We start from the raw sequence: 23944 nt of genomic DNA, 5'->3' as shown, positions 1-23944 counted from the left end.
CCAATACAAAACTCAAAGGAACACACACATGGGCGCTCAATGGAAAGCCAAAGGCAAAGACTTAGCCGCCAACGCCAAAGGCCGCGTTTTTAGCAAACTCGCCAAAGACATCATGGTCGCTGCGCGCAACGGTGCAGACCCTGCAGCCAACGCACGCCTGCGCATGGTGATGGAACAAGCCCGCAAGGTGTCCATGCCCAAAGACACGCTGGACCGCGCCATCAAAAAAGGTGCAGGGCTGACGGGTGAATCGGTGCAGTTTGAACGCGTGATTTACGAAGGCTACGCACCACACCAAGTGGCAGTGATGGTCGAGTGCTTGACCGACAACGTCAACCGCACGGCACCCGAAATGCGCGTGTTGTTTCGCAAAGGCCAGCTCGGCACCTCGGGCTCGGTGTCGTGGGACTTTGACCACATTGGTTTGATTGAAGCCGAACCCACCGCCCCCGATGCAGATGCCGAAATGGCTGCCATCGAAGCGGGTGCGCAAGACTTGGAAGCCGGTGACGAAGGCACAACGGTCTTCATCACCGAGCCAACAGACCTGGACTTGGTGAGCCGCGCCCTGCCCGCACACGGCTTTAATGTGTTGTCGGCCAAGCTCGGCTACAAGCCGAAAAATCCTGTGGACCCAGCGAACCTGAGCGCCGAAGCTTTGGAAGAAGTCGAAGCCTTCCTCTCAGCGATTGACAACAACGACGATGTGCAAAACGTCTATGTGGGGCTGGTGAGTTAACTTCTTTCATGACCGCTTCCACACCAAAATCCCAAAGTGCCGATGGCATTTTGGGCATTGACTTTGGCACCTCCAACTCCGCCATCGCATGGGCTTCGCCTCAAGGCACAGCCCAACTTATTCCACTAGAAGGCGATGCATTGGCCATGCCCACTGCCGTGTTTTACAACGGCGAAGAAGGCAGCACCCACTTTGGCCGCGAGGCCGTCACGCATTACCTAGAAGGCACCGAGGGCCGCTTGATGCGCTCGCTCAAAAGCTTGCTGGGCAGCCCACTGCTGAATGAAACCACGCTGATCAACAACCAGCTCGTGAATTTTGAAGACATCATCACCACCTACTTGGCCGCCTTACGCGAACGTGCGACGCGCCACTTGGGTACAGCGCCCACGCGCGTGGTGATGGGCCGCCCCGTGCACTTTGTAGACGACGATGCAACGCGGGACGCGCAAGCTGAAGCCTCGCTGCGTCGCGCAGCTGAAGCAGTGGGTTTCAATGAAATTGCTTTTCAACTCGAACCCATTGCCGCTGCGCTAGATTACGAGCAACGCCTCACGCGTGAAACTACCGTTCTGGTGGCCGACATTGGCGGTGGCACCTCTGACTTCACTGTGGTGCGCTTAGGCCCCGAACGCATGCACAAACACAACCGCGCTGATGATGTGCTGGCCACTACCGGCGTGCACATTGGCGGCACCGACTTTGATCAAAAGCTCAGTCTCGGTTTACTGATGCCACTGCTAGGTTATGGCCACATGGGCCCTCAAAACCGAGAAGTGCCAAACCGCGTGTTCTTTGATTTGTCGACATGGCACTTGATCAACTGGCAATACCAGCCCAAGGCGATGGCGCAAGCCAAAGCACTGCAAGTGAATTACACCGATGTGCGCTTGCACGACCGCTTGATGCGCGTGCTCAACGAGCGCTACGGCCATCACATGGCACATGATGTGGAGCAAGCCAAAATCCGTTGCTCGCAAACAGACAACAACGCAGCCATGGACTTGTCGTATGTCGAAGCGGGTTTAGTTGCCTCGCTCGACGCTGCCGACCTACGTACCCACTTGGCACAGCTATTGGCCAACGCGGTGGACTGCGCGCGCGAATGCGTGCAGCGCGCAGGACTGACAAACGGCAGACCTGATGCCATTTACCTGACTGGCGGCTCATCGGCACTTCGCACGTTCCAAGAGGCACTGCAAAATGAGTTTGCAGGCGTACCTTTGGTCGAGGGCGACTTGTTTGGTGGTGTGGCTTCAGGCTTGGTTTACAGCCGGCACTGAAACCCAATGAAAAAACAAAAGACCGCCAGATATTTCTATCTAGCGGCCTTTGTCGTTTCAAATGGTGGTGGGTGGTTGACTAACTAATGACCAGCTATTTCGACCACTTAGTAATTAAAAGTAAATAAGCGGTAATGCGCGGTAAGAACTTAAATGCGAAATTTGCACCAATATTGTGCGCTTGAAAGTTCTGGATTTGAACCCTCGTCCACAACTTAATCATGGAACACGTTGGGAATTATTTCGCTAATTTCGCAAACCAATTTCAAGCGCAAGTCCTTGTCATAAAACTAATTTCGCTGATTTTGCTAATTTCGCGCACCAGACCTGCTTCGCGCCTTTGTTCAAGCCCAGATCGAGTTCCCCTATTTCGTGCAACATTGAATTTGAACCAGCGTCGATATTCTTCACCAACCAGTGACATACGACTTCTAGACCCTCCTGCGACGCGAAACTCACTGAGACAGCAAGTTGATATAGGCCGAGTAGCTGAAACTCCGGTTCTTTTTATTCCCCGTTGTCTCACCAATGAGTGCCAACTCTTCCAGAGTTTTGACCGCCGCATTGGCAGTTGGAAATGTTGTGTCCAAAGCCTTGCGAACCCTCTCAACCGTAAATCTTGGCATCATCGGCAACAACTCAAATAGCCTATACGCTGCCGCATTGACTTTGGGCGACTCAAGCAACTTGCGCCGGTCAGCGGCTACTAAGGTGGCAATCTGAACAATGCTTTTCTCCGCATCGGTTGCAGCAACGCACACGCCTTCAAGGAAAAACGTAATCCACGACTCCCAGTCACCGTCCTTCCGAACACCGGACAGCAGTCGGTAGTACTCCACCTGATGCTGTTTTAAGTAGCCACTCACGTACATCAGCGGTTCAGGCAATACGCCCATGTCCTCGAACAACGCAGAAATCAACAGCCGCCCAATACGTCCGTTTCCATCCAGAAATGGGTGAATCGTTTCGAACTGTGCGTGCACCAATGCAATCACGACCAATGCAGGCAATGTCCCCTCTTTGCCCTGCAGGGCAGATCCGCCGACCGAGTAGTCATGAATAAATTTTTCCAAGTCACTTAGTAACCCTGGAACTTTATCTGCAGGAGGTGGCACAAAAACAGCGTTGCCGGGACGTGTCCCACCAATCCAATTTTGTGAGTGTCGTAGGTCCCCTGGCTGCTTGCCAGTCCCACGAACACCATTCAGCAAGAGTTTGTGGGCCTCGCACATCAACCGAACACTGATTGGCAGTCCCTTGGGATTCCTCAAATTCTCACGTACCAGTTTGTAGGCTGCGATGTAGTTCGTCACCTCCTCAACGTCATCGGTGTTGCTGACATCAAGTCCCGCTTCCTCATCAAACAAATCCGTGATGGTCGCCTGAGTGCCCTCAATCTGAGAGGTCAGAAGTGCCTCTTTGCGTATGGCGCTGTAAAGCAGCCAATCCACAGATGGCACAAGTCCGGACACCGCAGACAGACGAGCCAGCGCCATCTCTGCTTTTCGGTTGAGCTCTTCATAGCTCTGAGGATCAATGCTCGGTTTTTCCGGAGGTAGCAAAAACGGGACAAACGCGTTCACCTCCTCCCCAAGGGTGGTGGATTTTTCGTAAGTACCTGCCGCACGGATCATATTTAATGAATTTTTAATTTGATTTTTCATTTTAAAGGATTCTTTAATTTAAATGCAAGCCATTAAAGAACCCATTAATCTTCCAATGCAAACAGCCCGCACGCTTCAAATTTGAGAGGCATCAGATTCGGTCATAGACAAGCGCTCAATCGTCGGAAGTTCCCATACAGATTTTGTATGGAGAAATCTGATGGTCACCAAAATCTGCGCCTGCTGTGGCGAACCTTTTGTCGCACGCCCCCAAGTGCCCAACCAAGCCTTTTGCACCAACCCAGCTTGTCAACGTGAGCGGCGACAGCAATGGCAACGCAAAAAACTACTGGACGATCCCTTTTACCGAGAAAACCAACAGGATGCACAACGGGCTTGGCGCACTCGTAATCCTGACTATTCGCGTCATTACCGTGCAGTCAATCCTGAGTACACGCAAAAAAACCGAGAGCAACAACGATCTAGATCGCAAGAAGGTCAGGCATTGGAAAAGCAAACGTCTGATGTGTCAACAACGCCGAACGAAATACCACCTGGCATCTATCGAATCAGACATATTCAAGCAGATGCGAATTGCAAAACAGACGTGTGGATTGTGGAGATAAGACCTGTCAAATGCGATTGCTTTTGCAAAATAGACGCTTGCAAAGATAGGACTTGATAGCCATTTCGGACTAGCAGCATTACCGTTGCGTCCCACTGAGCTTTCGGCACCATGCATGGCAATCGCTTCAGTTGCAAATGGGACTGGTCACCACCAGCACCCTATTTACAGCTGAAGTGAAAACGCAGGTCCGTGAGAAACAATTAAAAAATATTGAGCGATCGGGTCTTATGCAAGCAGACGAGTCCACCAATGAGGTACTGGACCAACCATCCATTACTCGAGCCGCCGAATACGTTCGGATGTCGACAGAACATCAGCAGTACTCGACAGAAAACCAATCCGACAAGATACGGGAGTACGCTACATATCGTGGCATCGAAATCGTTCGCACCTATACTGATTCAGGCAAGAGTGGCTTAAATATTGGTGGTCGCCTGTCTTTGCAGCAGTTGATTAAAGACGTTGAGTCAGGGGATGCTGATTTCAATTTAGTCTTGGTCTATGACGTCAGTCGTTGGGGCAGATTTCAAGACGCTGACGAAGCCGCCTATTACGAGTACATCCTCAAACGCAAAGGCATTCACGTTCAATACGTAGCAGAGCAGTTTGAGAACGATGGTTCTCCTGTCTCCACCATCGTAAAGGGCGTGAAACGGGCCATGGCAGGCGAATACAGCCGAGAACTGTCAGCTAAGGTATTTGCGGGCCAATGCCGACTGATTGAGCTTGGGTTTCGCCAAGGTGGCCCGGCTGGATTTGGGCTACGCCGAGTATTGATCGATCAGTCTGGCTCAGTCAAAGGTGAACTGTCACGGGGTGAGCACAAGAGCTTGCAAACAGATCGGGTGATTTTGATGCCAGGACCTGATCCAGAAGTGCATGTGGTGAACCAGATTTATCGTTGGTTCACAGATGAAGGCGTGTCCGAATCTGAGATCTCAAAGCGACTCAATGATGATGGCATCCGAACCGATTTGGATCGCTACTGGACGCGTGCAACGGTGCGTGAAGTACTGACCAACGAAAAATATATCGGCAACAACGTCTACAACCGAATTTCGTTCAAGCTCAAAAAACACCGCATCACAAACCAAGCTGACATGTGGATCAAGAAGGAAGGCGCGTTCGAAGCGATTGTTCCACCAGAGATGTTCTACATGGCGCAAGGAATCGTTCGCGCGAGAGCCCACCGCTTCAGCAGTGAGGAGCTGATTGAGAAACTGCGCAACCTGTATCAACACCGAGGCTTTTTATCGGGCCTGATCATTGATGAAGCTGAAGGCATGCCATCGGCAGCTGCTTACATTCATCGTTTTGGTAGCCTGATTCGAGCCTATGAGGCCGTTGGATTTACACCCGACCGTGATTACCGATTCCTTGAGGTCAATAAGTTTTTGCGCAAACTGCACCCTGAAATCATTACTCAGACTGAGCGAGCTATTGCAGATCTCGGAGGCTCGGTCATACGGGATCCAGCAACTGACCTCCTGAACCTCAATCGCGAATTCAGTGTTTCTATCGTATTGGCACGTTGCCAGACTACGGACAGCGGACGCCATCGATGGAAAGTACGTTTTGACACAAGCCTCTGCCCCGACATCACGGTCGCCTTACGGTTAGATCAAACCAATCAAACCCCACTGGATTACTACCTGCTACCGCGATTGGACTTTGGATCGCCGCGCATCAATCTGGCTGAGCACAACGGCATTGAATTTGAAAGTTATCGTTTTGACAGCCTGGACTATCTCCATGGAATGGCAGAGCGTACACGCGTCAGGAGAGCGGCATGAGCAAAGAACACCCAGCCAGTGAATTGCAGATGATTCCGATCGACAAGATCGAAGTTCTAAATCCACGCGAACGTAACGGAAAAGTTTTTGACGAGATCGTAGGCAACATCAAAAACATTGGCCTCAAAAAGCCAATAACGGTGACACCTCGCACCGATCCGCAAGGCAATGAAAAGTTTATGCTTATCTGCGGCGAGGGGCGCCTCAAAGCATTCCGATCATTAGGTGAAAGCACCATCCCTGCGATGGTTGTTCATGTCAGCGATGAAGATGCATTCATCATGAGCTTGGCAGAGAACATCGCTCGCCGTCAAGGCCGCACGTTAGAGCTATTAGCTGGCATTGAAAAACTACGCGACCAAGGCTATGACAAAAAAACCATTGGTGAAAAAACAGGACTGAGCAAAGACTACGTTCACGGCATTTTGCAATTGCTCGATAACGGTGAGGAGCGATTGCTCATCGCCGTGGAAAGCGGGCGGATTCCTCTGAATGCAGCCTTGGCTATCGCTGGTGCAGGAAGCAGTGACAAGGATATTCAAACGGCGCTACAAGAAGCTTATGAAAGTGGTGAGTTGCGTGGCAACCACCTGATCAATGCCAGAAAAGTCATTGAAAAACGTAGGTCACTTGGTCGCAGCATCGCCAAAGGGGCCCCTCGAAAAGCACCCGATGTGACATCGTCAAGTCTGATCCGTACTTACCAAAAGGAAGTTGAGCGACAAAAACTAATGGTCAAAAAAGCTGAATTTGCTCAACAACGATTGCTGTTCGTCGCCGAAGGGATGCGCCAACTCATGGCAGATGAAAACTTCACCAATCTGCTGCGAGCCGAGGGTCTAGACACCTTACCGAAATACATTGCAGAGCGTGTTTGGAACGGAGGAAATGCAGCATGACACAGATGTCTCTGGGCTTTATACCAACACCCATGACCATTCCGTTTGAAAAGTTGTTGCCATCGCGCAAGGCACCTGATGGGCTGATGAGCTCACGAAAATTCAAACAAATTATTTCTTCAATCGACTCCATTGGATTGATCGAACCACTGACCGTGACTAAAGTCGATAAATCCAGCGGCATGCATTTGCTATTGGATGGTCATATTCGAATGTTTGCGCTCCAGGAGTTAGGTTTCAAAGACGCGCCATGCCTAGTTGCCACGGACGATGAAAGCTACACGTATAACAACCGAATTAACCGGTTATCGACTATTCAAGAGCACTTCATGATTCGCCGTGCAGTCGATCGTGGAGTAACACCTGCAAGGCTGGCAAAGTCATTAGAGTTGGATATTGAGCTCATTACCAAAAAGATCAACCTGCTCGACGGCATCTGCGCTGAAGCAGTTCGGCTACTAAGAGACAAGCACTTCTCTGCCAACATCAGTCCCGTTCTGCGCAAGTTAAAGCCAACCCGTCAAGTTGAGTGCGTTGAACTTATGGTGGCGACCAACAACATCACCGTGCCATATGCCCAGGCCTTGCTGGCAGCAACACACAGCAGTTTGCTGGTCAATGAAGGGGCTCAGAAAAAGATCAAGGGTGTCACCCCTGAACAGATGCTGAAGATGGAGCGTGAAATGGCCAATCTTGAGGGGCAGTTCAAGTTGATCGAGCAGTCCTATGGCCAAGATGTCCTTAACCTTGTATTGGCAAAAGGCTACTTGGCCAAGCTGCTGGGCAATGAAGCCGTGATCAGGTTTTTGTCTCAAAACACGCCTGACATTTTGCGCGAGTTTTCCAGCATCGTGCAAACGACATCTCTGGACAATCAGTAAAGTATCAGAGTTTCGGATGAGTCATGCAATTGAAGAGTTGATATCGACTCAGCACAATAAAACAGGTAATCATCGCAATGCTCCTACTCCCAACCCGGACTGTTTGTACGGGTTAGTTGGGGAAGTTGCTCTCGCTGGCAGCGATGGAACAGAAACGAATCCATATGCCATTGCAGCCAATTTCATGGTCTACCTTTCATGCGCCCTTGGTCGAAGGGTTTACTTGCCGGTAGGTAATACATGGCACCACGCCAGACTGTTTTGCCTTCATATCGGACGCTCTGGACGAGGCCGTAAAGGTGATGCTGTGCAGTTGGTCATGCGCATTGATCAAGCACTCCGTGAACTAGATGACAGTTTTGCACCGCAGATTCACCGTGGCGGCCTTTCTACACGCGAAGGACTCGTTGCCCTCATGCATGATGAGTATCGGCAAGGCAAACAGGAATTACCTGCCATCGAGGACAAGCGACTATGGGTTGTTGAGTCAGAGTTTGCAAATGTATTGCACCAAGGACGTCGCGAAGGCAACACCCTATCAGCAGCACTTAGAGATTGCTGGGATGGCGTGAGTCTTAAACCAGCGACCAAATCAAACCGCATGTTCGCCAGCCACCCTCATGTCTGTCTCAGCGGAGCGATTTCACCCGGAGAGCTAACTGGGCTGATGTCCACACGTGAATTGACCAACGGCTTTGCCAATCGGTTTTTGATGATCTGGGCCGAGCGGTCCCAAATCCTACCTTTTCCAAAAGCGACCCCGCAAGTCAGTGTGGATTTGATGGCTCGCAAGGTATTAGAAATGCTTGAATTCGTCGGATCGAATAAACATAATCAACGTGACTGCCTTCAAATGGAGCTTTCACCTCAAGCCCAGAGGCGATATGCACAACTCTACCAATCCGAACTGAACGAGGACCTTGGTAGCGAACTAATCAGCTCCATGCTAGAGATACGTGCGCCAATGCTGTTGCGCTTGGCAATGCTGTTTGCATTGACTGATCTTCAAACTAAGATTAATGCTCAACACATTGAGGCCGCAATGGCATGGACGCAATACGCCACGGCTTCAGTGAGGTACGTTTTTGTGAGTGCCAGTGAAGAGATCAAACTGGCGCAGACCATTGAACTCGCAAACCGTGTGTTGAATTTCTTGCAAGAACGCGGCACAGCCACACGCAGTGAAATCACTGTTACATGTTTTCAGCGGAGAGTTTCCAAAGCAAAGATTGATGCATGCTTAGAAAATTTATTGTCAGCAACCCCGCCTAAAATTTTTGTAAATACAGTCCCTCGCCCAGTGGGTGCCCCCGGCACACCTACCACCACTTATTCGCGAGCATAACTATTCATAAAACTATGCACACTTCGCTCAGTTTTCGATCACGCTCGTATCGGCAAGTGCTTGTAGTAAAATACAGTTCGCTGAATTCGCACAGTTTCGTATCGATCAAGTGCCGAGCCTCTGTTCATGGATTTTGAAAAGCTCGAACACTACATAAGTTCTGGAGAAATCCAAGTTCTATTGAAACAAGCGTGAGTTTTAATCTGTTCAGACGGTTCATCTCACATGAAGTTCGCACTGCAGCGGGTGCTGTCAGCCGTTGCTGCGAGATCAACTGATGCTGACCGCCACAAAGCGGCCGTTACAGGCTGGCTTGAGCAGAATGCCTTGCGCGCCTCTTTATGATTACCACCGCAACATCAAACTAAGGCTTACGCCAATACGGGAGAAGACATGAAGGTTGTCCGGCTGACCATCTCGAACTTTCGCGGCATCAAGTCGGCGGAGCTCCTGTTTGACGGGCACACCCTGATGGTGGGTTCCAACAATGTCGGCAAGAGCACTCTCTGCGAAGCCCTCGACCTGGTCTTGGGCCCCGACCGGCTCAACCGCTTCCCTCCGGTCGATGAGTTCGACTTCTACAACGCTGAATACCTGGCCCCTGCTGCAGAAGAAGGCGCGGAGCGGCTGCCGACTCCGCTTCGGATCGAGGCGGTCCTCATTGAACCCGGCGCCGAGATCGAAGCCAAGTGCGGCGGAAACATCGAGTTTTGGCATGTAGCCGAGCAAAGACTGCTCGGGCCGGGAGAGGCTGACGCCGCCAATTTGCCCCATGCCGTCCCCTGCCTTCGGATCGAGACCATCGGCCAATACAACCCCGAGGAAGACGAGTTCGAGGCACGCACCTACTTCTCCCATAGTCCCGACGCTCCCCCCGGGGAGCTGACCAAGCTTCCCAAGCCGATCAAGCGACTGTTTGGTTTCCTCTACCTGCGGGCGCTTCGGACCGGCTCGCGGGCGCTGAGCTTGGAGCGTGGGTCGCTTCTCGACATCATCCTGCGGACCAAGGGCGTGCGCACCAGCCTGTGGGAGAAGACCATCGAGCGCCTGCGCGGCCTCGACATCGAAGCCGACGCGGCCGAGATCGCGCCGGTTCTGCGATCCGTGGAGAGGCGGCTGGCCCGCTACATCGCTTTGGAGTCGCCCGGCAATGCAACCAAGCTGCATGTCTCGGAGCTCACGCGCGAGCATCTGCGCAAGACGATGACGTTCTTCTTGGCGCTGTCGGCGGACCAAGGACACGTCCCATTCCCCCACGCCGGCACGGGCACCATCAACACGCTGGTGCTCTCGCTGCTCTCCTTCATCGCCGACCTCAAGCCCGACACGGTCATCTTCGCCATGGAGGAGCCCGAGATCGCGGTGCCGCCGCACACCCAGCGACGCATCGCCCAATACCTGCTGACCAAGACGACGCAGGCCTTCGTGACCTCCCACTCGCCATTCGTGATCGAGAAGTTCGAACCATCCAAGACACTGCTGCTGGCTCGCAATGCCGGCGTGGTCACGGCGCGAAAAGTCTCCGACGCCACCGGCCTCAAAGACAACGACTACAAGCGTTTCTCTCGCTCCGGCCTGTCTGAATGCATGCTGGGACGAGCAGCTATCGTCGTCGAAGGCGTTACCGAGTTGCATGCGATGCCCGTCGTCGCACGGCGCATGGAAGAATGCGATCCGAACTTGCAGCCGCTGGACATCGCGGGTGTGGCCTTCTTCGACGCTGATGGCGAGTCGAACATGCCCAAATTCGGAAAGTTCTTCAAGACGCTGGGGCTACGCACCTTCGCCTTCTACGACCTTGACTACAAAAAGAAGCGCAAGGCCGAGCAGGCGCAGGCTCTGGCGGACAACTTCGAAATCAATGTCGAGCACGCCTACAAGGGCTTCGAAGACCTCGTCATTGCGGAGGTGCCCGTGGATCGGCTTTGGTCCTTCCTGTCGGGTCTAAAAGCCAATGATGAAAACGGCAACGTCGCCATCCCCGATGCGCGCCCGAACGACGACGCGGTCAAGGCCATCGCCAAAGAAGCCCTTGGCGGCAACAAGGGCGCCGGCTGGTCGGCGCGCCTGTTTGAAGAGTGCGAACTCCACGAGCTGCCGGCCACGGTGACGAATTTTCTAGAGTCAGTGTTCGCACTGTTCCCACCTCCACCCACGATCGACGACGGCGACGGAGCACCACCCGAACCGGCCGCAGCTGCTGCCGCACCATGAACGAGCCTTGCAAGCTGCGCGAAAGCGTCATGGCTTGCGAGGGCCATGCCTTGGTCATCGGCGGCCCCGGCAGCGGCAAGACGACGCTCGCGCTGCGCAAAGCGGTCACCCGGATTCGCGAGGGCATGCTTCCGGGGCAGTCGGCCTTGTTCCTGAGCTTCTCGCGGGCGGCAGTGGCGCGCATCTTGGATGCTGCCAAGCTCGAGTCCACTAAAGCCGAACAGGACCAGCTCTCCATCCAGACGTTCCATTCGTTCTTCTGGGACATCCTCAAAGCCCACGCCTACCTGCTTGGGGCACCGCATAGGCTTTCGATCTTGCTGCCACACGACGAGAAGGCCCTGTCTGGTGGCCTCGGCGACGAAGATGACGGCTGGGACGAGTGGCTCGTCGAGCGTGAGCGGCTGTTTCGCGAAGAAGGGCGGATCGCGTTCGATCTGTTCGCGCCCAATGCGACAGCTCTGTTGGCTAGCTGCTCACATCTTTTGGCGTCGATCGCCCATCGGCATCCCATCATCATCGTGGACGAGGCCCAGGACACCGGCCAATACGCGTGGCAGTGCATCCAGATGCTCGCGCCAAACACACAGGTGCTGTGCCTGGCAGACCTCGAGCAGCAAATCTTCGACTACCTGCCAGGCGTCGGCCCGGAGCGCGTGATCGCCATCCGGGAGGCGTTGAAGCCGCACGAGATCGACCTTGGGACGCAGAACCACCGCAGCCCGGACTCCGAGATCTTGGCGTTCGGCAATGACATCCTAACGACCAAGCCACGCGGCACGCCCTACAAGGGCGTATCCGCCCTTGCCTACCGCCCCGAGAAGCCACCGCCGAACTGGAATCATCTGCTGCGCCGAGCCCTCGGGGAGCTCTTGAAATCAATTCGGGCTCAGAGCGACAAGAAGGTGGAGACGATCGCAATACTGGTCACCAACAACCGCAGTGCGTTGAAGATGTCCAACGCCCTCAACGCGTTGGGGGCCAATGTCGGGAAGCCGGTTCGGCACAAGCTGCTGTTCGACGAGGCCGAAGCGCTTCTGTCAGCTCGTTTCGCGGCCTTTTTGCTGGAGCCCAAGGACCTCGCCCAACTGGAGGCCGATGTCGCCATCAGCATGGAAATGATCGCCGCAGCGAGGCGCGCGACGGGACAGGGCCGGAAGGAAGTCGCCAAACTCTTGGAGCAGGCCAACAAAATCAAGGGAGGCAAGGCCCTGAACATCAATATCGCCAACGCGCTGCGCGGCCTGATTTCAGGCTTGGCAGCCAACGATTTCAGCGGCGATCCTGCCGAGGACTGGCTTACGGTCAAACATGAGCTGCGGTCGACCAATCAAGACGAACTCACTCGGGTTGCTGCGCAGTTGGACTTCTTAGTGGCGTTCCGTCGGGGACATCGCATCTCGGCTGCCCTCTCTGATGAATGGCTTCGCGATGGCGCCTACACCAATGCCCGGACCGCCCTCGACTTGGCTCTTGCACAGGAGCAAATCCTCGACGGCGTGGAGCCGCCGATGGGCTTGCAAGTCATGAATTTCCACAAGGCCAAGGGTAAACAGTTCGACGGAGTCATCCTCGTCCGCGAAGCTCGTCGGACCGGCCCCGCCGTCGAATCATCTTTCGTTTGGCGAGGCGACGCTGCCCCGTATCCCAAAAGCCGACGTGTGCTTCGAGTCGGCATCACGCGAGCAAAAATCCACACGCTCATTCTCGATCCGCTTTGGCCACAATGCCCCCTGCTCAAGGGGCACAAGCTCTAAGGAAAACTCCACGTCAGTCGGACTGACGCGTGGCGTTATGACATAGGACTATTGGTTACGGAGTTTTGCACGAAGACCAAGGTCATTCTCTCTTGAGCTGACCGGACAGGCTACAGATTCCGACTGAGAGTTGTCGGCGGAGAGGGGAATCGCTTCGCACGAGAAAAGTCAATGACCGGTTTCGGCAGCCGCTGACATTCGCTTTAGAACGGCGAACGACCGTACCCAGCCTGCAGCTGTCGTCGATGTGATGCAGGTTAGAACTGTTACGCAAGTGCTCCAAAGTGATCGCATGCTTGTTGCGCATGGACTGCAAGTGATCAGTCATCACGTTGGCCACGGTCTCGGTGTCTGTCTCAGAGCCAAAAGCGCGAAGACCTTGAATCTCCTCGGGCAACACCACATCGTCGTGTGGGATGTGAGGAATCATGAACGAGCGCAACTTGCGGCGGCTGCGCTGGCCCACGGTGCCAGGGGCACCCACAGGCAATGTGGGCAAGAGGTTCAACACGCCATCACGCTCTTCAATGGCAATCTGGCGAAAACGCACAGGCTTGGCAGGCATGAGGTTGATCTGTTCAATCTTGCCAAACTGGTTAGGCAAGATGTTGATCGCGGCGGTCAATGCGGTCATCGAGAACGCGGGGGACTGGAAAGGATTATTCATTGCTTAGGCTCCTTGACGAACGAGAATGCCGACGGCTTCGAGCTGCGCTGTGGCAGTCGCTTTTTCTTCGGCGGTGATGGCTGCGGGCCACATGAGTGCGTGGTGCGCGACGATGGACTGACGCGTCACAGCGATGCCGCTGGATTTGTCACCCGCTGTGGCATCTACGGACTGCAACAAAACTGCTGTGGCGATTTGGGTGCCATCGGTGGCTGCGGGATCAAGTGCTTTGACCTTGCCGTTGGCATCCACACGGCCAAGGACCGTACCGATGCGCAAGTTCTGGCCTGCAGCGACTGTGACTTGGTCGCGGGAATAGAGGGACTCTTCCTCATACTTGAGCAAATCGCCCAAGGTCAACTCATTGACGAGAACTGACATTTAAAACTCCTAGTTGGATTTGTAAGAAGGACGATTGGCGGCGAGCTTTTGAGCGCGCTGTTGTGCCGCAAGCACCACAGGACTCACTTCTGGCTTGGCCGTAGCTTGGGTACCGGCTTGCGGCATGATGTGTGAGCGAATCTCAGGACTCGCATCAGCTTTGGCAGCCAGCAATTCATTTCGCACTTGCTCCACACTCAAACCGCGCTCGAGTGCAGAAAGCGTCATGTCTGATTTGCCAGCCAGCAAACACATCTCAGCTACAGCCAGCACGTTGGCACTTGCTTTACGGATGTCATGGCTTGCTGCAGCCGAAGCAGTCGCGGCTTCAGGCTGCGCCACTTCAACGACTTCGCCAGTTGGCGTTTCGGCGCCAGCTGGCAGTTCCGACTCTTGTTCTGGCGTTTGAAGATTCGAATCCTCAGGAACCACAACGGTGGAAGTGACAGGGGCAGCTTCTGTCGAAGCGGTGGTTGCAGGCGGGCCGGATGGCTGCGTCGATGTTTGCGACATCAATTTCTCCTTAGAAAGAACTGGATCGGGTTGTGAGACTTCCATCTCGCGCCCCGATCCAAACGATCGCGCGATGGCAGATTTGCGTTGTTGAACTTCCATAGCCAGCGCGCGCATGGCGTCGTCTGCCGTGCCAATGGCATCTGCAAACCCAGCCTCAATGGCGTCACCCGCGTAAAAAAGTCCTGCCTGTGTGTCTCGTACGGTTTGCACATCCAACCCTCGGTTGGTGGCCACCGTTGTGACAAACATTTCGTAGAGCCGATCCACCTCTGTTTGAAGTGCGGTCGATGCTTCGTTGGAGAGCGGTAGATGTGGTGACAAGTCGTTTTTGCGGTCGCCTGCATAAATGGCCGTGTATCGATAACCATCGAGCGCATCGCGTTGGGTCTGATCCACGTGAAGTGCAATCACACCAATCGATCCAACTCCACCAGTGCGCGTCAGATAGATGCGCTCGGCACTACAGGCAATCGCATACGCAGCAGAAAACGCATCGTCGTTGGCCACTGCCCAGATGGGCTTGGTGCTTCGTGCACTCACGATCTCGTCTGCAAGATCAAAAGCCCCACCCGCTTCTCCACCGGGGGAGTCGATATCAAGCAACACAGCATCCACGCTTACGTCATTGATGGCTGCTTGAATTTGTGCGCTGATGGAGGCGTAGCTGGTCAAACCTGACGCAGCGTCCATGGCACCCGTGCGTCGCACCAACGTCCCAAGGATGCTGATGACTGCGATGTTGGGGGTTTGTAGATCTGAGCGCATCACGCGCTCAGGTGGAGTGATTTGCGCCAGCTGGTGCGCTGAGGTTTCTGGAACGACCATGCCCATACGTGGCCCCACCACCGAGAGGATGACCTCAAGCTTGCGGGGATGAATGAGCAAAGGCGTGCCAAAAACCCGCGAAGCCAGATACGGCATCGTCGGAAGATTTGTCATAGGACCTCTGAGTTAGGAGATAAAACCGTGTCTAGGTTTATTGGTCCACCAGCGGCGGGTCTGCCACGTCCGGTGGGTGTGAGGGAGCCGCTTGGTTTGTGGCTCCATTGCGTGCGACTAAGCGCGGGTCGGTGTCGAGCACGAGACCTAACGAATCGGCGCGCGCGTTGTCTGCTGCGATCTCCCGATCGATGGACTCCGCGTCGTAGCCGTAGGATGAAATAGCTTCTGAGCGACTCATCAAGCCAGAGCGAATAGCCAATTGCATGGCCTTGAACTCTTTCTCGGGATCTACCCATTGCCAACCCTGAGGGATCCACTTGGCTGCTTGGTACTCCCGCGCTTTGGTGCGGTAGTTCGGCAAATCAAGCTTGCCCTCGAGCACCGCTTGTTGCATCCACGCGCGCCAGATCGGACGGCACAACTGATGCACGATCACGCCATGCTGCAAGGTTTCACACCGTCGTCGAAACTCCAACAATCCTGCCCGGATGCGTGCGGGAAACTCCACGCCATCCAAGTCTGCAAAACTGCGAATTTGACGTGCTTGCGCAGACTCTGGCGAGTTGTCATCCGGGTGGATGTTGCGTGAACTGTTGAGCACCGCCTTGATAAAGCTGCGCCCCATTTGCCCCCAAGTCGGCCCCTTGTTGGAGTGCAAGCCCACATTGCTCCAGATCTTGCGTTTTGCGTATTGGCCGTGCAGAACGACAAATTCACAAGACAGGAAAACAGCTCCTGTTTCATGTGAAGCAGTTGCATAGCCTGCCGTCCATCCGCGATCGGGTTCGTCATAGCCACCAGGTTTGATGGTCATACGCACCACGGCTTGGGTTCCCTTAGGAATCAGGTCAAAGCCACTTTGTTGGGCTTCGGCGTCGTTGAAGTCGTTCCAGCTGCTGATAGCGTTTGAGGCGTGTTGTTCTTGGTACATGTGTAAATCCAATGAATGTGTGAATGAGGGGTTGATTCAAAAAAGAGCCCAGAGGGGATGTACGCCCGGTTCGGGCTGGTGTTGTAGACCGCATATTTACTCCTTTGATTCAGTAGAGGGACAACGGCTCTATTTCAGGAAATCAATGGAGAACTGATAAGGAACTGATTGGTGAACTTGTGCGATATCTCTAGTTCACCGTTCTTTTGGAGCACCGCTTAAGCCCCCTGCTTATCAAATAGGCTTGTGAAAATAGCGCTAAATTCGCCAAGCCTTGCCATGTCTAGGGTTTGAGGTCAGTGCGGCGGACTCCCTCACCCCAAATTGCTAGGTTTTTGCGTCATATTGCAGACTTGCCGTAAAGAATGTATCATTCGGTCATTGATCTGTATTTGAGTGATTTAATTCAAATAAATCAATCACTTACGATGATTATTAATCAATGGTTAATGAGCCATAAATGTTGCCATGAACATCACCGATCGCATCAGACGCTCCATTCGGAGTCGTGCCGACCTAGTGTTTCGGCCCACTGACTTCCTGCCATTTGGCAGCGAAGCATCGGTAAAGCGCGCCCTAAGGGAACTCACAGACATTGGCGTGGTGGTACGGCTTGGTGTGGGCATCTATGCCAAGGCAAAACCCAGCGTGATCTCCGGCAAACCAATCCCAATTCAGCCACTCGAAGTGCTTGGCCCACAAGCTTTAGCCAAACTTGGTGTTCGTCTTAAAGAATCGTTCCAAACTGCTGAGTACAACTCTGGTCGAAGCACTCAGATACCCACTGGTATCGTTGTAAACATTGGCAAACAACGAATCAGTCGAAAAATTGGTTTCAATGGAAAGTTCTTAAAGTATGAGCACGCATGAGAACACTATCAGCTGAGCGACTAGAACTCATCGACGCTTTGGTTGCTGAGGCTGACATTGGCGGGATTACCGCAGCCCTGCTTGAAAAAGACGAACATTTGACAGCCGCATTGCAGGCAATTTTTGCCCTTAAGTTCGAACATGCGTCGTTAGTATTTTGTGGCGGTACAAGTCTGTCAAAAGCACATGGACTCATTGAGCGCATGTCAGAAGATGCTGATATCAAAATTGTGCTGTCGCACGACACTGCAAATTGGTCACAGAATCAATTAAGACGCTACCTTGGTGATGAAGTTCGAGGACAAGTAATCAAGACACTTGAACACATCGGATTTATTGAAGACAAAGAGTTCCAACGATCACTAAACAACAATCGATATAACCATAGCCAATGGACCTACCAGCGCGCATACGATGGCGTCGCTGCCCTACGGCCAAACCTGCAGCTGGAATTGATAGCTCGAGCTCCTACTTTGCCGACAGAGATCGCATCGCTTGGAACTTTGACCGACAAACTCGCAGCGCGTAGGGGGATGGTGTTTCCAGTACCTGTTGTCTCGGTTGCAGAAACTTTGGCAGAAAAGGTTTTATCTTTTTTGAGACGATTCGCTCAGCATCGAGCAGGGAGGATGCAACGGCATTGGGATACGGCACTTGTACGGCATATCTACGATGTGCATTGCATCATCTCGAAAAAACCTGAAGTTTTAGACGATTCCATTGCAGCGTTTGTTACTCTTACTGCTGGTGATGTGGACGAGTTTGGGTACCAAGATGCTGAATTTGCGGCTGACCCGAAGACTATTCTCACTACGGCATTGCATCAAGTAGGAAGTGACACGCAATCACATCATGAATATCACGGAGTGCTATTGCCATTGGTTTATGGCGAAGGAAAGTTCACATTCGAGGAGTCTTGGTCCAGCTTTGAGGAAATAACCAATCGATTGGTCCATGAACTTTAAGCCAATCGTTGTGACCATCGACAGCTATCGACCCACTGCTGTCTTTGGGTCATCCGTAATGCTGTCATTCGATCAGGTCTTCGTCCCAAATCCCTCGAAGACACCACACCATCAAAGGCCATCTGCAAAGGAAATTTTTGAGATGTATTTCTGTTTTCAATCCTTACGGAAAGCCTTGTGACAAGCATTGCAGGCATCCCGCATTTGCCCCAATGCGGCTTTAAACCGCTTGAGATCACCAGATTCAGCAGCAGCGGTTACACCCGCAGACTTGACTTGCAATTCATTGGCATACCGCTTGAACTTATCCTCTTCAAACCAGATGTCATCCTTGGCTCTCGTGTCACCACGTTCGCTGCCTTCGACAAATCCTTCCCAGGGTAACTTGCTCAGCAACTCCACCGTTCGGGAATCTTGGGTCATTTGCTTTGCATCAAATGGTCGATGACCGTCCACGGTCTGCACCATCCGATTGACATAGGTTGCCATCAAGGTGAACGCTGCTTTGCGATGCTTGATTGCTTGCTCGATCTTGCGGTCTTGAGCGTGAGCGAAGCTGCACTGGAGTAACAAGCCCAGAGAGAGGGGTAACAGGCTAAATACGACTTTCATCAATGGCTCACCAGAGGGTAGATAACCAATCCGATCAGTGCTGCGCCAATGACCAGTAGTGGCTCAGGAATCTTCTTGAACTTCCACAGCAGCGCCGTGGCACCCACAGCCAGCAATGCAGTGGGGATGTCGCTGATGGAGCGCTGCGCAATCACCACAACCGAGCCTGCAATGGCCCCAATGGCAGCAGCTGTGATGCCATCCACAAATGCAATCACCGAAGGATTCTTTCCCCATTTCTTAAAGTGGGGTGCGGCCACGATGGTGATCAGGTAGCAAGGCAGGAAGGTAGCCACGGCAGCCATGGTGGCACCAGGCAAGCCAGCAATTAGATAGCCGATGAACGCTGTCGTGATAACCACAGGCCCCGGCGTGATCATGGCCACGGCCACGGCATCAACGAACTGACGGTCGGTAAGCCAATGGTGCTCCGTCACGGTGCCCGAGTAGAGGAACGGCACAATTGCGAGACCAGAACCAAAGACAAATGCCCCGGCTTTGGCAAAGAACAGTCCAATCTGGGTCAGCAATGCAGGATCAAGGACAACCGGAGCCAGTTGAGCAGCATCGACTGGAGGCACCAAACCCAGTCCCATGGCCTTATTTCCAAAGCTGGGCTTGCATCGGATCACCCAGACCAAAAGTCCTGCTGCGATGAACAGCCAGGCAATCTCGGACTGCGTGATGATGGTGACGGCGGCTAGCACACCAAAGATGGACCATAGCAGTTTGTCCTTGCCGATGCTCTTGGTTGATAGCTTGTGTGCGCCGATGGCCATGATGCCAAGCACCGCAGCGCCCACGCCATAGAACACCGCTTGCATCCAAGGCAATCCTCCATAGGACACATAGGCCATGCCTAGAGCCACCACCATGACAAACGACGGCAGCACAAAGGCCAAGCCCGCCACCGTCGCTCCCAAGATGCGGTGATGCACATAGCCTAGGTAAATGGCTAGTTGCGCTGCGAGTGGCCCTGGTGCAATTTGAGCCAGGGCCAGTCCTTCCTTGTAGTCGGCTTCGGAAATCCAGCTACGCTCCTCCACCAGGTCGCGGTGCATGAATCCCACCAGCGCCACAGGGCCACCAAAGCCGAGGGTGCCCAGTCGCAGGAAATACAGCGTTAGTTGCCAGAGGGAATAGGTGTTCAGGGTCTTGATTTCAGTCATGGCTTGTCTCACTTGTCAGTTGGCTTCTGGAATGTGGTCAGCAGCCCATCAAAAATGGCGCTGGCCAGAGCGAGCAATTGATCGTCGTCGGTGATCGTGCTGCTTAGGCCTTCCAGCGCGGCCTCCACACCCACAGCCTCGGGTGGCTGCACGCCACCCACATCTAGGTAATGCACCAACAGGCCCAAACGCTGCAAGGCCGGGTTGATCAATCCAAAGCTGGCCAGCACGACTTCAAAAGTCACTTTGGTCCCGACATGAGAAAAACTGGCCCCGTCGAAATCAAATCCCAAGGCCTCTTTGGGGCAATCCTTGGGGCTTTTGAGCCAGAGGATGCGAGCCTGAGGATCAATGAAGCGGCGGATCAACCAAGCCGTGGCTAACCTGTCCACCCAAGGCTTAGCACGCGTAGCCCATGTTCTGCCTTGGTAGTCGGTAATGCTGAGAGCTAAGAGAGCGCCACTGGCGGCACGAGGCTCATCTGGCGACACCAGACGTGCGCAATCCACTTCCAACTCAACCAGTGCAGATTCGGCTTGAGCGCGCTCTTGACCGGGGAAGAAGTCGATCTGGCTGAGCTGATCAAATGTCTTGCGCAGCTTTCGGGCTTGCTTGAGAACGTCTTGCACCGAGACGGGCGTCAGATCGCTTGCGGCTTTGGCCAAGTCAAGCAAAAGGATCGAGTACTCTTCCGACCGATTGAACAGGCTTTTGAAATTAGCTCCAGAAGGTTCGATGGTGTCCAGCACTATGGCTGTGCCACCTCCCGCCAACACATCCTGAGCGATGCCATCCAGGAGCGTCCGATTGCCAAACAAATCGGGCAGCAAATAGACGCCATCGCGAAGCACCGTGGCACCGGATGACTTGAGGGCCCGCCAGGCACGCTGACGCAGAGTGGCGTTTTCTGTGGGCAGGCTGGTGATGAAGCAGAGCCAATTCATGATGTAGATTATTCTACATGTTGAATCAATCTCTACACTCATCTATTCAGCCATCTGCTGGCAAGGGTTATCCAGTTGCCGGGCCGACCTTACATGTCAGCTCTGGAGGCCATTCAGGCTGCGAACTACTGCCATCAGGCATGGCCCCGGCTGACCGTTAGTGGCCGGTTGCAGTCTATCGGCACAGTCACTTGGCTACCGCAATCGCTGCATACCAGCCACTGACCTATATTGAACGAATGCTCGCAACGAATGGAACGCTACAGGTCTTTTTTTCTGGTTGAATGGTTGCGAAGAATATTCAGATCTGTCTAACATTATTGAAACTCGCTCAAAGAATACAACCCCATTCGACGATTTCGAACAACAAGTGTTTCGTAGGCATGCATGGGACCTTCATACGTTGGATCACCTCTGTTAGCCGCCTTGATCTTAAACACATCGATGAGCTTGTCGCTAGCCAAGTGCGCCTTGTTCATGATCGTCTCTGCAGACTGAGGCTGTCCTCGGTACCGCCAGAGGACTTCAAAAATTGCTGCCTGCGCTGCCGTCAACCGAATGGGATCATTTGACCAATCCGGAATATGGACCCACTCAAAGGTTTCAGAAAATGGTCCGTGCACTGCGACGGATCGAGGCTCAACCGATGCCTCAATCACACCCCCCTCCTCGCCTACAAATCGAAGTCCATTGCCATGAATAGCAAAGCAATCTTCAAGATGCCACCAAGTCGCCGTGCCTAAAAGCGGATCCAATGAAGTTCGACTTAATGGCCTTGGCGTGATCACCCAACTGTCAAGGCGAGGCGTTTTTCCGTGAAACAGATTCAAGGCGTTTGCAACGACAAGCTCAATACGTTCCGCCAAGATCACAGCTCGCTTCTTGTACAACCCGATTTGCCACACGCCCTCATAAAGCTTCTGAATTGCGACGTGTGCGGCAATGTTTAAAGCTGCGCGTAGTTTTCTAATCATCCAGTCGATGTCTAGCGACCAGTTTCTTTGCTCTGATAAATCTACTTTGTAGGGACCGCAGTCAGGGCACTGGACATGCATCTCACCATCACATCGAAAGACGGGTCCACGATGCAATCCACAAAATGAACAACTGGCATAGCGCGAATCCAGCGGACCAGGCACGATCGCTTTGAGTTCAATCAGCAACTTCAACCCAGAGACCTGACCTTTAGGAATCGATCGTTCATACGAATATCCCCCACGAGTCATGAGCAACCCAGCCAAGATCAGTGCTTTCTTGTTAGTAGGCATGACCACTCCCCTCACTCAAAAAGGCTCATAGGACGAGCATTGCTCGCTGCATTACTGAGTTGGTATTCCAGCGCATCCTTGGGCTCAAGGATCTCAAGATGAACTAAATAGCCTTCGAGTTGGGCGCGCAACTTCTCATCGAACTTGTGCAGGTTCAAACGCCCTTTGCTTGTCACTTCAACACTCACCAGTGGACTTCTGGATTTACCCTGTGCAGGCGCCATGTAAAGATTCAGCGTTGCGGCATGAATTTCCCATCCACGGCTCAAAGGATTTTCATTCTGAAAGTACTCACCGATCAAATCAGTCACGCATTGCCGATCCGTTGAGCCACTTGCTGTGCACTCGACTTTTAGGCGCTCACACGGGCTTAGCAAGTGCAAGCTCTTGACCTGAAGACCTACAAAGCCATCATCAAACGCCTGTGGAATTTGCAACCCCAATCTGAGCTTGGACAGATCAAGCACAGGGCGCTGTATGCGTTGCGCTTCCGCACGAACGCCCAACATATGGGTGGCGAAAGCCTCACACAACATCGCGTGGTATTTGGCTCCACCTCTGATGATTGTTCTAGCAACACCTGTAATCTGCGAGTACTCCAACACCATGTGAATATTGGGACTGCCAACACGACGCTGCAACTGTGAGCCTTCAAACTCGAGACGAGCTGTTGCAAGGTCCTTAGCGTGAATCGTGATGAGTTGCGTACCCTTAGCACGATCTAACACGTTGACGACACATACTTCACCACACCCTAGCTCACGCTGGTAAAAAACTTTGATGGCATCGCAAAAGCTCGCGATGGAACGCTCGTCGCGATTCACTTCACGACGCAGCCCTAGGTCATGCTGCTGAGCTTGCTGACTGTGCTGATCCAAATACTCAATCTCAGCAGCAGCCTCAAACAATGCTGGGTGGTTGACATAGAGCCAGAAGGACCGATGTAAGTCGTTCATGCAACCGATAAGCCCAACAAGCTCATTAGGCTTGTCATTGGTTACTTGAAACATGGCCTGCTTGCCCAAGGGATGAGCGAGTGTTGAACTTGCATGTAGGCCAGCGATGATGCGGTCACGCTTGATCGTGTTTTGGTAACTCTGGATGAGCTTTACCAGCGTACGTGAGGTGCAGGTGTTGTCTTGCCATGTCCATCCCTGGGGCAAGGGAAGTTCATGACGAACCATAAATGTTTTGAGCGTCTCGTCGACGGGCAGGCACAGCAAGATGTCTGCGTAAGACTGTGGCTTACTCACGTTGTCTCCTTTTTGTTTTTATTCCTGGAAATTGACCTTTACTGACCCCCACAAAAAGCTTGTCAATTTAGATCAAAATTTGCGCTTTGCTGTATAAATATACAGTATTTGATGAATCTGTCAAAACCATCTTCGCAAGCCGCGAAATTACGCCAAATTCAGACTGAAATCTCCTATTTACCGGCGTTTCAAGCCCCAATGTCGCCAACATTCCCGCCATCTGGAGTTACACGTTAAAGGTGTCAGACCTACGATTTCAGGCCAGTTTTAATAGAACCAACCT

Annotated in this window: 19 protein-coding genes and 2 pseudogenes; 11 read left to right on the top strand and 10 right to left on the bottom strand. The window is 53.1% G+C overall.

What is annotated here, in order from left to right; genetic code table 11:
* Positions 1 to 28 precede the first annotated feature (28 nt).
* Both RMR24_RS11075 and RMR24_RS11070 read left to right on the top strand, forming a co-directional pair.
* Positions 29 to 739 carry a YebC/PmpR family DNA-binding transcriptional regulator gene (locus tag RMR24_RS11075; RefSeq protein WP_310615133.1) on the top strand — a complete coding sequence of 237 codons (711 nt, stop codon included), beginning with the start codon at positions 29 to 31 and terminating at the stop codon, positions 737 to 739.
* An 8-nt stretch (positions 740 to 747) separates the two neighbouring features.
* Positions 748 to 2022, top strand: a complete 1275-nt coding sequence (locus RMR24_RS11070; RefSeq protein ID WP_310615132.1) for an Hsp70 family protein — start codon at positions 748 to 750, stop codon at positions 2020 to 2022.
* 455 nt (positions 2023 to 2477) lie between these two features.
* Here the strand turns inward: RMR24_RS11070 and RMR24_RS11065 are convergent, their stop codons facing one another.
* A complete protein-coding gene (locus tag RMR24_RS11065; protein ID WP_310615131.1) occupies positions 2478 to 3686 on the bottom strand; it encodes a Fic family protein in 1209 nt (402 codons plus the stop codon).
* Between the two features lie 160 nt (positions 3687 to 3846).
* On the opposite strand from RMR24_RS11065, the gene RMR24_RS11060 reads away from it, so the two are divergent.
* From RMR24_RS11060 to RMR24_RS11030, 7 genes are all read left to right on the top strand, one after another.
* Positions 3847 to 4308: a hypothetical protein gene (locus RMR24_RS11060; protein ID WP_310615130.1), complete on the top strand. Its 462-nt coding sequence runs from the start codon at positions 3847 to 3849 to the stop codon at positions 4306 to 4308.
* Between the two features lie 173 nt (positions 4309 to 4481).
* Positions 4482 to 6047 (top strand): recombinase family protein, encoded by a 1566-nt coding sequence (locus RMR24_RS11055; RefSeq protein WP_310615194.1) that lies wholly within the window; start codon positions 4482 to 4484, stop codon positions 6045 to 6047.
* The gene (locus RMR24_RS11050) at positions 6044 to 6946 is read left to right on the top strand and encodes a plasmid partitioning protein RepB C-terminal domain-containing protein (RefSeq protein WP_310615129.1); all 903 of its coding nucleotides are present in this window, start codon (positions 6044 to 6046) and stop codon (positions 6944 to 6946) included. The genes RMR24_RS11055 and RMR24_RS11050 overlap by 4 nt, the downstream gene beginning before the upstream one ends.
* Entirely contained in the window at positions 6943 to 7827 is an 885-nt protein-coding gene (locus RMR24_RS11045; protein WP_310615128.1) for a plasmid partitioning protein RepB C-terminal domain-containing protein, read from the top strand. The genes RMR24_RS11050 and RMR24_RS11045 overlap by 4 nt, the downstream gene beginning before the upstream one ends.
* 16 nt (positions 7828 to 7843) lie before the next feature.
* A complete protein-coding gene (locus RMR24_RS11040; protein WP_310615127.1) occupies positions 7844 to 9172 on the top strand; it encodes a DUF3987 domain-containing protein in 1329 nt (442 codons plus the stop codon).
* A 393-nt stretch (positions 9173 to 9565) separates the two neighbouring features.
* Positions 9566 to 11386: an AAA family ATPase gene (locus tag RMR24_RS11035; protein WP_310615126.1), complete on the top strand. Its 1821-nt coding sequence runs from the start codon at positions 9566 to 9568 to the stop codon at positions 11384 to 11386.
* Positions 11383 to 13143 (top strand): ATP-dependent helicase, encoded by a 1761-nt coding sequence (locus RMR24_RS11030; protein WP_310615125.1) that lies wholly within the window; start codon positions 11383 to 11385, stop codon positions 13141 to 13143. Before RMR24_RS11035 ends, RMR24_RS11030 begins: the two co-directional genes overlap by 4 nt.
* Before the next feature lie 268 nt (positions 13144 to 13411).
* On the opposite strand, the pseudogene RMR24_RS11025 reads toward RMR24_RS11030, so the two are convergent.
* From RMR24_RS11025 to RMR24_RS11010, 4 genes and pseudogenes are all read right to left on the bottom strand, one after another.
* Positions 13412 to 13810, bottom strand: a pseudogene (locus tag RMR24_RS11025) (major capsid protein); the annotation flags it as partial.
* Between the two features lie 3 nt (positions 13811 to 13813).
* Complete coding sequence (locus RMR24_RS11020) at positions 13814 to 14191, bottom strand: head decoration protein (protein ID WP_310615124.1); 378 nt, start codon at positions 14189 to 14191, stop codon at positions 13814 to 13816.
* 9 nt (positions 14192 to 14200) lie between these two features.
* Positions 14201 to 15646: a S49 family peptidase gene (locus tag RMR24_RS11015; RefSeq protein ID WP_310615123.1), complete on the bottom strand. Its 1446-nt coding sequence runs from the start codon at positions 15644 to 15646 to the stop codon at positions 14201 to 14203.
* Between the two features lie 37 nt (positions 15647 to 15683).
* Positions 15684 to 16169, bottom strand: a pseudogene (locus RMR24_RS11010) (phage portal protein); the annotation flags it as partial.
* An 879-nt stretch (positions 16170 to 17048) separates the two neighbouring features.
* Here RMR24_RS11010 and RMR24_RS11005 point away from each other — a divergent pair.
* On the top strand, positions 17049 to 17450 hold the full coding sequence (locus tag RMR24_RS11005; RefSeq protein ID WP_310615122.1) for a DUF6088 family protein: 402 nt from the start codon (positions 17049 to 17051) through the stop codon (positions 17448 to 17450).
* Entirely contained in the window at positions 17447 to 18415 is a 969-nt protein-coding gene (locus RMR24_RS11000) for a nucleotidyl transferase AbiEii/AbiGii toxin family protein (RefSeq protein WP_310615121.1), read from the top strand. The genes RMR24_RS11005 and RMR24_RS11000 overlap by 4 nt, the downstream gene beginning before the upstream one ends.
* Positions 18416 to 18571: 156 nt before the next feature.
* On the opposite strand, the gene RMR24_RS10995 is transcribed toward RMR24_RS11000, so the two are convergent.
* The 5 genes from RMR24_RS10995 to RMR24_RS10975 all read right to left on the bottom strand — a co-directional run bounded on the left by RMR24_RS10995 (position 18572) and on the right by RMR24_RS10975 (position 23661).
* The gene (locus tag RMR24_RS10995) at positions 18572 to 19027 is read right to left on the bottom strand and encodes a cytochrome c (protein ID WP_310615120.1); all 456 of its coding nucleotides are present in this window, start codon (positions 19025 to 19027) and stop codon (positions 18572 to 18574) included.
* On the bottom strand, positions 19027 to 20196 hold the full coding sequence (locus tag RMR24_RS10990; protein WP_310615119.1) for a chromate transporter: 1170 nt from the start codon (positions 20194 to 20196) through the stop codon (positions 19027 to 19029). Before RMR24_RS10990 ends, RMR24_RS10995 begins: the two co-directional genes overlap by 1 nt.
* Positions 20197 to 20204: 8 nt before the next feature.
* Positions 20205 to 21140, bottom strand: coding sequence for a chromate resistance protein ChrB domain-containing protein (locus tag RMR24_RS10985; protein ID WP_310615118.1), 936 nt, complete (start codon positions 21138 to 21140; stop codon positions 20205 to 20207).
* A 317-nt stretch (positions 21141 to 21457) separates the two neighbouring features.
* A complete protein-coding gene (locus RMR24_RS10980) occupies positions 21458 to 22408 on the bottom strand; it encodes a hypothetical protein (protein WP_310615117.1) in 951 nt (316 codons plus the stop codon).
* Between the two features lie 11 nt (positions 22409 to 22419).
* Positions 22420 to 23661, bottom strand: coding sequence for a hypothetical protein (locus RMR24_RS10975; protein ID WP_310615116.1), 1242 nt, complete (start codon positions 23659 to 23661; stop codon positions 22420 to 22422).
* Positions 23662 to 23944 lie beyond the last annotated feature (283 nt).

The organism is Limnohabitans sp. (genome assembly GCF_031539105.1).
GTDB lineage: Bacteria > Pseudomonadota > Gammaproteobacteria > Burkholderiales > Burkholderiaceae_C > Limnohabitans.
The sequence above is the reverse complement of the archived record's forward strand: the minus strand, read 5'-3'. Positions and strand labels throughout refer to the sequence as shown.